A 12,201-nucleotide genomic window follows, 5' to 3' on the forward strand; every position below is an offset into this window, starting at 1 on the left:
TTCTTTAAAAGAATACTCCAGACTGCAATATGCAATTTGAATATGGCGTCGTCTCCCCGGTCCGGATTATTGCTTTCGCGTTACTTGTCAGCCTTTTAAAATCCTCATGGGAAACATATTCAATCGCTGCTCCGAATTGCTGCTCCATGTATTGATGCTGTTCCGGGTTTTTAACCTTCACTTCTGTGGCAGCGATAACTTTTTCAACAACCATATCTTCGTGAACCGCCCGGACGACATCTTGAAATGATGGTGTTCCAGGCGTCAATGCTAAATCTATCTTGCATACTCCAGGTGGCACCGGCAGCCCGGCATCACCTACGACAATATAATCGGTATGACCAAGGTCAACCAGGACCTTGGCTATTGAACTATTGATGATTCCTTGACGTTTCATGCTTCAAAGCCCCTCTCGACCTCTAACCTTTGCGGCATGCCGCCTTGTGCGCCTAATTTCGTCACGGAAATGGAGGCTGCCCGGTTCGCGAACAACAAACATTCGTCAAAACTTTTTCCTTCTGCAACAGCCACCGCAAAGGCAGCATTGAAAGTATCCCCTGCCCCTGTCGTATCCACCGCTTCCACTTCAAAACTTGGAACAACCTTTTCTTCATGTCCGTCAAAATAACGGACGCCATTTTTCCCTTCGGTAATGAATAATTTATTTGGATACTCAGTCAAGACTTCCGTTCTATCTCTCCCATTGAATAGTATCTCGAATTCATGTTCATTCGGAGTAAGGAATGATGCCTGTTGAATGACAGCCTCGCTTAGCTTGCGGGCGGGAGCTGGGTTCAATAGTAATCTCTTTTGAAGCGTGTTGCACAAGTCAGCCAGAAACTCCACCGTTTCCTCAGGTATTTCCTGCTGAACCAACACGATATCCGAATCTTCTATTACTTTTTTCGCCTTTTGTACATATTCAGGAGTAATGAAATCATTCGCACCTTTTACGACAATAATGCTGTTATCACCTTCCGAAAGGGTAATGTGTGCTGTCCCGGAAGCAGACCCTGTAACCGGTTCCACATACTCCGTGTTTACATGATTTTTTTTCAGGTTTTCTAAGATGATCTCTCCATAGACATCATCTCCTACACATCCAACCATCGACACTTCTGCACCAAGACGTGCCGCTGCAACAGCCTGGTTGGCTCCCTTTCCTCCAGGAACCGTGATAAAGGACTCCCCTAAAACCGTTTCCCCCGCCATTGGCCGTTTGGCTGATGTCACCACTAAGTCCATTGACGAACTTCCGACTACTGCAATTCTAATCATGTCTTCTCCGCCTTCCTTCTCGTTGTTTGTCTCTCCACAAAAGAAACAGGGAGCTTTTTATGTGTTACTTCCATTTTTTCTTGATTGATCCTTTTAATTAGCATTTCCGCCGCTTGTGCCCCCATCTCATAGGCTGGCTGCCGAATTGTCGATAAAGGCGGGTGCAATAACGCTGTGAAGGCAATATCATCATAGCCGATCAATTGTATGTCTTCCGGTATCCGTATTCCCCGTTTTAAAATCTCTTGAAGTGCGGCGGCTGCAACAATATCATTACAAGCAATGATTCCATCGGTTTCCGGATATTGCTCGAAAAGCTGCTTCACGCATGTTTGGCCGCCCTGAAGAGTTAGGGATGAATCCATGACTTGCACGTTCACTTTTGCTTGTTTCAATTCTTCCAATGCTGCCATGTACCGTTCATATACAGGCTTTATTTCGACTGGCCCCCTAATGAGGACGATATTCGTACTACCTCTATCCAGCAATACGCGTGCTGCCAGCTTACCGCCTGTCTTTTGATCGGAATAAACAGCTGGTAACTTCTCAGCTGTACGGTCGAGAAGGACAACTGGAATATCCAGATTATCGAAATTTTCATTGGCTTCTTCACTAGTTGAAGCAATCATGCCCACTACATTATTTTGCAGGAATGTGTCGATATATTCTATTTCTTTATCTCTCTTTTCATCACTATTTCCAAAAATTAACCGATAACCAAATTGCTGCAGATAATCCTCGACACCTCTTGCCATTTCTGGGAAGAAGGGATTCGTAATGTCCGGCAAAATCAAACCAACCAATTTGGATTTACGTTTGTAGAGGGATCTTGCCACTTCATTCGGTTTATAATTCAATTTTTCAACAGCTGCCATGACCACCTTTTTTGTGTCCTCATGTGCATAACCACTGCCATTCATAACTCTGGAAACCGTTGCCACAGAAACTCCAGCTTCCTTTGCCACATCCCGAATAGTTGCCAATATATCACCCTCAATACTTTTGTGTAACCGTTTACACATAGCTTATCACCAATTTAAATGAACGGCAAGCCCTATACCAAAGATAATTTTTAGGGAATTTGACCTAAAACTGAAGGAAACAGGAGTTCTACCTAACTGTTAAAACTAAGTTGATTGGAGTGGAAGGTACGAGACTCCTGCGGGAAAAGCGCGTCCAAGGGAGACCCCCGCAGACGCAAGCCGAGGAGGCTCACGGACCGCACCGCGGAAAGCGAGTGCCTGGAGCGGAAATCAACGGTCTAATTGTAAAAGCCATAAAAATACTGTGGAAAGGTGGTCGGAACACATATTAACATCTTCAACTCCTTAGATATGGTTTCTATCTAAATTTAATGACTAAGTTGATTGGAGTGGAAGGTACGAGACTCCTGCGGGAAAAGCGTGTCTAGGGGAGACCCCGCAGGCGCAAGCCGAGGAGGCTCCCTGACCGCCCGCGGAAAGCGAGTGCCTGGAGCGGAAATCAACGGTCTAATTGTAAAAGCCATAAAAAAACAGTAGACAAACTCGATTTTCATGGAGTTTGACTACTGTCTGAAATTGGCTCAAAAACCTGAGCCAGTTTAACTTTAAAGCGATTTTGCAGGTAACTTTTCATAAAGGGCATTATTCACATGCCCAAACTCAGATGCATGCGGACGGTCTTCACCATCGCTATATCCATATTGAAGCATCCGATTTCTATTCAGGCAGAGTTTTGTTAATTTTGGCGCAAAGAAATTGAATGTATCGAAACGATCCTGTAACATAGGGAATTTTTTCTGATGTGCCAGGATTGTTCGGGCGACGCCTTCCCAGAAAGCATTCTCATCCAAAAGGGACCTCTTCATGAGAAGTGTTGACAAGTATCGGAAATGACAGATGAATAGTCCCGTGAAAATGAATTGAACCAGCCCCTCTGGAGTCTCACTTCTTAGTACTTTCCTTAAATCATCAGGAAGGCTGCTTAATTCAGGAAGCGGCTGATCACTTACGTTTACATCATCTACAAAATCCTTGATGGCCAAACGGTGAGGCTTGTAATCCTTCAAAACTAAAATGGTATTTTGACCATGCGGCGAGAAGACCAATCCATATTGATAGATAAAATGCAGTAATGGGGATAGGATGACGTCGAATAATTGAGCTGTCCAGGCTTCTGCAGTCAATCCCGATTTTTCAATAAGGCTTTCCACATATGGTTTACCTTTGCTGTCTACATGTAAAAGGGACGCAAGCGTAATGGGCTTTTCGCCTTCTTCCATATAACTGTAAATACTTTCTCTCCAAATCCCCCCCAGCATCTCTAAATATTGATACGGTACATTCTCTAGCTTGGAATAATACGGGTGATCAACATTTAAACTGGCCACTTCACCAGGAAGCACTACTTTGCATTGTTCTTTCAAGAATGAATCATTTTCATAAATGTTCTTTATATACGTTGTGATTTTTGGGGCAATGACCGTGCGTTCAGCTGGCAATCCACGGTAGACTAGCGTATTTAAAATGCTCATCGGCAGCTTGACGTGGTGTTTATCCTTATTCGATACATTAACAAATGTCCGGATGGATTGTTGCGGCAGATACTTATCAGGACCATTTCCCAAAGCTACGATCAGCCCTTTAGCCAGGTCATCGGTAAAGTTCTGGATGATTACATTCTTCCACTGCCATTCATGAACTGGGAGGTAGTAATAGTTTTCTGCGTTCAGCCCTTTTTCTGTCAATATCTTTGCAAATGATTTTTGGGTTTCCCCATCCAGTTCATTCTCCATCAGTTGCTTATAGGATAACGTTTCGACTGAATTGAACTCACCCCTCGTTTTATGGACGGCAATCCAGGATAACTGAACTTCCTTCTGGTTTTCTGGGGCGAACTGCAAATAATCATCATAACCGAAACCGATTCTTCCCTTGTTATAAGCAATCCAAGGGTGACCGCTCATTTCTCCTTCAAGTAATGCATAATCCAGTTCAACTAAATCATCCGCATCTTGTTCAGGTTTGGATAGCAATTGGAGATCCGCAAGCAGCGTATGATGGAATTCTTTGATTAAATGTCCTGTTGTTTCTGCAGTCATCCCAATTAACGGCTGGATGTCCAAAATGAATTGAATGGCATCCTTGGCCTGTGTAAAACCTTCCGTTTCACATTCCTGGATCGACTCGGCCTGTACCTCATAGCTGTCAAAAAGACGGGGCGACGCCAAAAATCGATAAGATTTCCCCTCATTTATCTTTAACTCATATAGATTTCCTGCTGCGTTTTCGTTCAGGACAGCTGGATGGATCATATCTTCATACATATACTCAGAAATCATCTTTGCCAGCAGGTTTTGGTTTACTATCGACCAATTTTTTTCTGAAACTGCCTGTTCCACTTCATTTATGAACTGCATATAATTCTCCCCTTCCTTCTCTTAGTAAGCCATGACGGGTGTTTTTACACGGAATGACTGAAATGCACCCTTTGGCTTCGATGGATAAACTTCTTTACCTGCCAATTGATTGATGATAATCGAATTTCGGAATGCTCCTAAGCCTAGATCCGGAGCACCCACACCATGTGTATGTATCTCGCCATTTTGAATAAAAAGGTGATTCGGTGTAGAGATGGCCGTTCCTACCCGATAGTCTTTCGTTATTGCAAGACGACCCAAGTCATCGCGGACTAAATGGTCCTCCATGGTTTCAAGGAATGCCGGAAGGGTTGATTTATAGCCCGTCCCAAAAACGATCGCCTCTGTATCCACATCAAATTCGCTATCTTCTACCCACTGTCGGCATTTCAATTCCCAGCCCTTATCAGCAGGGTTAACCGCCGTAACTTCCGTCATTGCCCGAAGTTCAATGGACAGTTCGGCATTTCCAATCGATTTTTCATACATCTTGTCAAAAATTGCTGCGATTGTAGTGGCGCTGATGCCTTTATACAATAAATCCTGTTTCGGCAGGATTTCATCCTTCTTTTCCTGCGGCAGCCGATAAAAGAAATCAAGGTAATCCGGCGTGAAGTATTCCAACCCGAGTTTTGAATATTCCATAGGGAAAAATCCCTTTGATCTTGTATACCAGTTTAGCTGGTAGCCATTTTCCTCCTGCTCATTAAGCAGATCCAGAAAGACCTCGGCTGCACTTTGTCCAGATCCGACAACCGTTACGGATTTTTTCTTTAAGATATTTTCTTTATTCCGTAAATAATCGGCCGAATGCAGGATGCTCTCTCCCATATATGGATGAAAGGCCGATGGAACAGTCGGGGCGCTGCCAATTCCCATGACTACATGACGGCTATAATAGACTTCGATCTTTTGTGATTGTGCATCCCTAACACTGATTTGATAGCAGGGTTCATCTTGATCCCCTATAAATTCAACCGCCTCCACCGCTTTTCCAAAACGGCAGCTATCAAGTTGACGGGCAGCCCAGCGGCAATAATCGTTATATTCTTTTCGCGGAATCAAGAATTTTTCAAGGAAGTAGAAATGATAAAGCCGATCATGCTGCTGTAAATAATTCAGGTAACTATATGGGCTTGTCACATCTGCCATGCTAACCAAATCGGCAAAGAACGGCACTTGCAGAGTTGTCCCTTCCAACAGCATCCCTTCATGCCAATTAAATTCCCGCTTTTTCTCAAAAAAGACGGCATTCAACTCCGGGGTTTTCTCCAAAAGGGCCGCAAGTCCAAGATTAAATGGACCTATCCCTATCCCTACCAGGTCATAGATAGATTGTTGCTTCTCCATAGTTCCACTTCCTCTCGAAATTCTCCCGTGTACATGACATTAGCAATGCTGTTTTGTCTGGGAGCTCAATCTCTTTAATTGGGGTAAACCCGCACTTTTCAAATAAATGAATCATCTTTGCATTCCTGATATCCGGTTCTGCCATCACTTTGTTTGTTGTTGAAGTCAGTAGTTGGAATTTCACCATTGCACGTAAAAACGGCAAAGCCAGTCCTTTTCCTAGATAGTCCGGATCACCAATGAGTAAATGAATGCCTTGATCTCCCTCTTCGGATTCATAATAATCTTCGATGATATCGCCTTTTACCCAATACGATTCCCAATAGCTCATGGGAATGGATTCCAGACAGCCTAAATAGAGTGTTTGGTGTGTATCAGCCAATGCCTTTTTTAAATGAACAGCGAATTTTTCTTTTGTGAAATTCAAATTCCAGTAGGGTATCACATGATCTTCATGCATCCATTTATGCAATGTATCCAAATCCCTCTCAAATTCAACTTTGACAAATGAAAGCTGATGATTACAGTCCTTAAGCATTTCTTCATAACTATTTTTCATGGACGGCCATAACCCCCTGCGCGAACGGATTATCAATCGTTGTATAAACGGATTGTGTCTCAAGTGAACCGACAAGCTCATCCATATCATGAAATCGTGTCAGTAAATTAGCCTTACAAGATAATTCCCGGGCATGAAGCAATTTTGAAACAACTCGATTCAACCCTTCATCTTCGCTATCCCTGCTGCATGTTTCCAGTTGTTCCTGAACGAGCTGTAACAGTTTGTTTTCTAATACTAATCCTTCCGTTCCAAAATTATTGATTAAGCCTAATAAGTGATTAAAAAAGAAATAGTATTGCAGTCTTTCTTCAGCGACTTCATCTGAACAAATCGTGAAGCTTTTTTCACTTAGTTCAGGCAAGATCTTCAGCAGCCTGTCCACTTTGGACTCACAATAGTAATACCCTTGATTATCACGATAATAAAAAGTGGCTGGATACCCATCTTGAAGTTGAATGATGGAATTTTGTTGATGGGCCTCCAAAACAATTCCATACTCTTCAAATAGCCAAAGCATCGGTTTCAATGTCATTGACAGATAGGTTTTGAACCAATCCTTACTCACTTCTTCGGTACTGCGGTTTTCATCAGCTGATAATTTGCGGATGATCGCTCCAAGTCTTGATGGGGCACCATAGGCATTATCCTGACATAAGCCGGCAATCAGGCTTGCTTGTTTAGAGTTTTCATAAAAAGGATTTTCCCGAATATCAACATCGAATCCTGATTCTTGCTCGGTTGTTTTGATCGTTAGGTAAGCAGGGTCCTTGATGATACGGAATGAGGGGTGCCGTTCTTTTAGATCGTCGCCCACTTTAGAATCTATTAATTTTGCAATTTCCACACCACGATCCAATTCTTTTTGCAGATTTGCACGTAAGGAATTCGTAATTTTAACCGGAACGGAAAATTTGTACATATATCTCGATGTGGCACTATATACCGTTCTAAATGAAGAGGTGGCCGTGAATTTTTTCCCAAGCGGTCCTGCATAAACTAGTGTCCCTTGCTCGAGTAGCCTCTTGACCTCTTCTTTTTCGATAAGCACTTTTGCCTGGAGAGGGTGTGCCGGGATGATGATATATCGGCTTTCCTTTTGGCAATACGTTCTTCGGAATTCACTGGAAATCTCCAAGTCACCGGCTAATTCCTGTTTAATGATCTCACTTGCCGATGTGACTTCACTAGAATCCTGGATGACAATCGAAGGTTCTGCCAGGAAGTAGTGCAGCTGAAACTCCCCTTTTAATTCGGGTGAATAGATCCATTCATCTTTTTCTGAAATTCCCTGCTTGCTTTTCGGTGTCGGGTGGAACAGGTGCCCGAATAAAAGCGACTGCTCTGCTTCGATGTAGGTGAAATCAGGACTTTGAAGTGCCTCAATGTCTTCCGTCCTGGATTCAACATACCGATGAATATTTTGGCTGCTTAGGATGACGCGCAGCATCAATTCATCTTCACTATCCGTCCGGCCCTGCTCATTCAATAATTCTTTAGAAACAATCGAGACCATTGTCACGTAATCTAATTCATGTACTTGTTTGGATGCCGTTTGATAGTAAATCGGGAAGTTGAAAATATGACGCCCCGTTTCCGACCAATATTTAAGCGGAACAAGCAATGCAATATCTTGGGATATGAGCTTACTGACCATTAATGAATCGGAAATGGCACCCTCCAAATTCGGCCAGTTTTTCGTTTCTTCTAAACTGCAATTTCCGGTTTCCCGGAAATAACAATTCAGAAAGCTTTGCATCGTCGCCCTTTCAGCTATTTGCTTACCATTCATTTTCATTCCTCCATCATCTTGAACATTTCACCTAATACTCGAATTTCGTCTAAAATTTCCTCTATGTGTTCAAGCCTTGTCATTGGATTCAATAGTGTCATTTTTAAATATACCTGGCCTTCAAAACGAGTTTTTGCTAAAAATGCACGTCCGCTTATCAGTAATTCTTGCTGAATATGTTTATTTAATAGATTTACTAACTGATCACTTTCTCCTTCGGGATTATAACGGAATACAACCGCATTCAATTCAGGGTCTTTATTCAATACTGTGAATCCTTCCTCTTTATCGATCTTCACAGCCGCTTCACGTGCAAGGTGACAAGTATAATCGATCATTTCGGCAAAGGCATCCAGTCCAACGACCTTCAATGACATCCAGAGTTTCAGTGCGTCGAACCTTCTCGTCGTTTGAACCGATTTATTGACTAAGTGAACCATGCCCTCCGCTTCATCTTCCTGTGGATTCAAATAATCTGCGTGATGCTGGATATATTGAAATGAGTTGCTGTCAGAGACAAGAAAAGCACCACAGCTGATGGGTTGATAGAATAATTTGTGAAAATCGACCGTAATCGAGTCGGCCCGTTCAATTCCGCTGATCAACTCTTTGTAATCCTTACTTAAAATCATCGCGCCTCCATATGCGGCATCCACATGCAGCCATATCCCATTCTTCCTTGCAGCTTCGGACAATTCGTGTAATGGATCGATTGAACCAAAATCCGTGGTTCCACAAGTTGCAACGATGGCAAAGGGAAGTAAACCCTGTTCCTCTAATTGCAGCAGTTGTTGATTTAATTCAGCTACGGACAGACGATGATTTGAATCCGTTTTAATCGTGATTACAGCCTGTTCACCAAGCCCCAGCTGTGCCGCTGATTTACGAACCGTAAAGTGGGCAGCCTCGGAGCATAAGATCCGCAATTTTTTCGCCTCGACCGGCAAGCCATGCTGTTGAACGTCAACACCCCAGACACGCTTACAATAAGCGTCCCTAGCCAATAGCAGGCCCATATAATTAGATTGGGTTCCACCGCTTGTGAAAATCCCATCCGCTTGTTCCGGCAACCCTACCTGGCTGCACAGCCAATCTATTAAACGCTCTTCAACGAAGGTTGCAGCCGAGCTTTGGTCCCATGAATCCATGGATTGATTCAACGTACCGATAATCATTTCGGCAGCCACCGCAGGGATTAATGTCGGGCAATGCAAATGTCCGATACAAGCAGGGCTGTGTACATTGATGCTGTCATTAATAACAAACTCTTCCAGCTCATCCGCTACCGCTTCCATTGTCTTTCCTTTTGGAGAAGCGAGGGTCAGCTCGCTTAATCTTGCTTCGATTTCATACGGTTTTTTCCCAGAGTATGGTGAATTATTCCCTTTTAAAAAGTTGGTCAGCTTTTTTTCAATGATGTTTAATGACTGGCTATAGGTATTAAAGCCTTCCTCGTTATTCAAGAACAATCGTGAATAAGCAAAATCCGTTTTATTTATCGTTTCGATCATTGATCATTCACCCTCTTGCAACAGCTGCACGAACAGCTTGTTCAAAAATTGCAGTGGCCTCGCGAAGCTGGGATTCCGTTACGATCAATGGAGGCAAGAACCTCACTACACTTCCATGTCTGCCGCCAACTTCCAGAATCAACCCTCTTTGAAAACATTCCTGTTGAATGGCACTGGCAAGTTGCGAATCAGCAGGGTGGCTTCCATTCGCATTTTGCGGTTCTTCATGATTGATCATTTCCACACCGACCATTAATCCCCGGCCCCTGACATCCCCGATCTGCGGAATATCTTTTTGCAAATCTTTAAGAATATCCTTTAAGATTTCTCCCATTTTAGCGGCATGCTCTACAAGATTCGTCTCTTTCATGTATTTTAAAGTTGCTGTTCCCGCTGCCATCGCCATTTGATTTCCGCGGAATGTACCGATATGTGCACCTGGAGACCATAGGTCCAGCTCTTTGTTATAAATCACCACCGATAATGGAAGACTTCCGCCTATTGCTTTGGATAGTACTAGAACGTCCGGAACGATTCCTGCATGTTCAAAGGCAAACATCTTCCCTGTACGGCCGATACCTGATTGAACTTCGTCGATAATTAGCGGAATGCCCTTCTCTTTTGTTATTCTTCTGATTTCCTTAAGCCATGGAATTGGAGCTGGAATGGAACCACCCTCGCCTTGTACTGCCTCTAAAATCATCCCTGCAGGTGCCAATAATCCTGATTCGGGATCATTCAATAGATTTTCGATATACTGGCTGCTGATTTTATGGCTTTCTTCTCCGCCTATTCCGAAGGGACAGCGATATTGATAGGGATACGGCAGGAATTGTACATCCGGCATCAACCCTTGTATTTTTTCCTTTGGTTTTGTATTGCCGCTGATTGACATGGTTGCATGCGTTGCCCCGTGGTAAGCTCCCTGGAAAGATAAAATGCTTCTGTTGCCTGTCGCTGTTTTAACCAGTTTGAGTGCTGCCTCAATGGCATCTCCGCCAGTAGGACCACAGAATTGAATTTTTGCATTTTTCCTAAATTCCTCAGGCAGGCATTCAAAAATTTCATCGACGAATTGTTCTTTGATTGGCGTCGTAAAGTCCAATGTATGTAAAGGACGTTTATCCTTAAGAACTTTTTCCATTGCTTCAAGCACTGCAGGATGATTGTGTCCGAGCGCTAATGTTCCAGCCCCGGCAAGAAAATCAATATATCGTTTTCCATCCATGTCTGTTAGGTAAATTCCCTCCGCTTGATCGATTGCCATGGGTAATCTTCTAGGATAAGATCGGGCATTTGATTCCCTTGTATTTTGTTGTTCCAGTAGTTGGTCATTTTTTGTAAGCGTATAAGTTATCATAGTAAACCTCCATGTATTGAATTAATTGAGAATAATTATCATTATCGTGTACCCTATTCTAATGATAATGATAATTATTCTCAATGAGTAAATCCACTCATTTTTCTTCTAGTAAATTCCAATAAAATTAAGAAAAGGTTAAAACTGGGGACTAATCTCTATTTATCTATTGAATTTAAAAATGTTGTTAAGGTTTTATTAAGATTCAGTTAATAAGCTGAATGCATTCAAAAATCAAGGAAAAGGAGGAACCAACAATGAATGGTTTAAAGGGAAGGCGGGAGCTCAAACATGCAATCACCAAAGCGGATTGTCATTTATTAAGAAATAATCTGCAAAACTTCATGAGCCTTGATCCGCATGGACTGGATGGGAAATATTTAATTCGAAGTGTCTATTTCGATAACTTTGACAATAAAATCCTGCGGCAAAAAACAGAGGGATTCTATCACAGGGATAAGTTCAGGGCTAGACTTTATGATCATAATACCGATTTCATCAATCTAGAAAAAAAGAGTAAGCGGAATAACCTTACCTATAAACAGAAGTGCAGGCTTTCTGCTAGAGAATACGAACGGATTCGTTCAGGGGATATAGGTTGGATGTCCAGGGATTCAAGGGATATCCTTAGGGACTTATACGTTCAAATGACCCTTTTCCAACTCAAGCCGACGACCGTAGTTGACTATGAAAGAGAGGTATTCATCTATGAGTACGGAAATGTGCGGGTCACCTTTGACAGTAATGTGAAATCGAGCTATCGGGATACGGACTTCCTGAATCCCGAATTAATCGTGGTTGATGCTTTAGACCCAAATTGTGTCATCCTGGAAATAAAGTTTGACGAATTTCTTCCGGATATCATCAAACAATTGTTATCCATCATCGATACTAGAAAAACAGCTTTTTCAAAATACCAACTAAGCAGAAGATACGGCTGATTGCAGCAAA

The 12,201-nt window shown here is 42.7% G+C and carries 10 protein-coding genes; 1 reads left to right on the plus strand and 9 read right to left on the minus strand.

The features are described from left to right. Positions 1–4: 4 nt before the first annotated feature. The 9 genes from rbsD to ABOA58_RS27500 form a co-directional block, all read right to left on the minus strand. On the minus strand, positions 5–397 hold the full coding sequence (rbsD, locus tag ABOA58_RS27460; RefSeq protein WP_034316088.1) for a D-ribose pyranase: 393 nt from the start codon (positions 395–397) through the stop codon (positions 5–7). Continuing rightward, positions 394–1,278, minus strand: a complete 885-nt coding sequence (gene rbsK / locus ABOA58_RS27465; protein ID WP_350300790.1) for a ribokinase — start codon at positions 1,276–1,278, stop codon at positions 394–396. The genes rbsD and rbsK overlap by 4 nt, the downstream gene beginning before the upstream one ends. Continuing rightward, a complete protein-coding gene (locus ABOA58_RS27470) occupies positions 1,275–2,261 on the minus strand; it encodes a LacI family DNA-binding transcriptional regulator (protein ID WP_350300791.1) in 987 nt (328 codons plus the stop codon). Before ABOA58_RS27470 ends, rbsK begins: the two co-directional genes overlap by 4 nt. Positions 2,262–2,866: 605 nt before the next feature. Then, the gene (locus ABOA58_RS27475; protein WP_350300792.1) at positions 2,867–4,678 is read right to left on the minus strand and encodes an IucA/IucC family protein; all 1,812 of its coding nucleotides are present in this window, start codon (positions 4,676–4,678) and stop codon (positions 2,867–2,869) included. 21 nt (positions 4,679–4,699) lie between these two features. After that, entirely contained in the window at positions 4,700–6,028 is a 1,329-nt protein-coding gene (locus tag ABOA58_RS27480; RefSeq protein ID WP_350300793.1) for a lysine N(6)-hydroxylase/L-ornithine N(5)-oxygenase family protein, read from the minus strand. After that, the gene (locus tag ABOA58_RS27485) at positions 6,003–6,587 is read right to left on the minus strand and encodes a GNAT family N-acetyltransferase (protein WP_350300794.1); all 585 of its coding nucleotides are present in this window, start codon (positions 6,585–6,587) and stop codon (positions 6,003–6,005) included. Before ABOA58_RS27485 ends, ABOA58_RS27480 begins: the two co-directional genes overlap by 26 nt. Further along, positions 6,577–8,379 (minus strand): IucA/IucC family protein, encoded by a 1,803-nt coding sequence (locus ABOA58_RS27490; RefSeq protein WP_350300795.1) that lies wholly within the window; start codon positions 8,377–8,379, stop codon positions 6,577–6,579. The genes ABOA58_RS27485 and ABOA58_RS27490 overlap by 11 nt, the downstream gene beginning before the upstream one ends. 2 nt (positions 8,380–8,381) lie before the next feature. Beyond that, positions 8,382–9,890 carry a pyridoxal phosphate-dependent decarboxylase family protein gene (locus ABOA58_RS27495; protein WP_350300796.1) on the minus strand — a complete coding sequence of 503 codons (1,509 nt, stop codon included), beginning with the start codon at positions 9,888–9,890 and terminating at the stop codon, positions 8,382–8,384. Positions 9,891–9,897: 7 nt separating this feature from the next. Then, positions 9,898–11,250, minus strand: a complete 1,353-nt coding sequence (locus ABOA58_RS27500; protein WP_350300797.1) for an aspartate aminotransferase family protein — start codon at positions 11,248–11,250, stop codon at positions 9,898–9,900. 257 nt (positions 11,251–11,507) lie between these two features. Here ABOA58_RS27500 and ABOA58_RS27505 point away from each other — a divergent pair, with 257 nt between their 5' ends. Then, the gene (locus ABOA58_RS27505) at positions 11,508–12,191 is read left to right on the plus strand and encodes a polyphosphate polymerase domain-containing protein (RefSeq protein ID WP_350300798.1); all 684 of its coding nucleotides are present in this window, start codon (positions 11,508–11,510) and stop codon (positions 12,189–12,191) included. Positions 12,192–12,201: the final 10 nt, after the last annotated feature.

The sequence above is a fragment of the Peribacillus frigoritolerans genome, assembly GCF_040250305.1.
In the GTDB taxonomy this organism is placed as follows: domain Bacteria; phylum Bacillota; class Bacilli; order Bacillales; family DSM-1321; genus Peribacillus.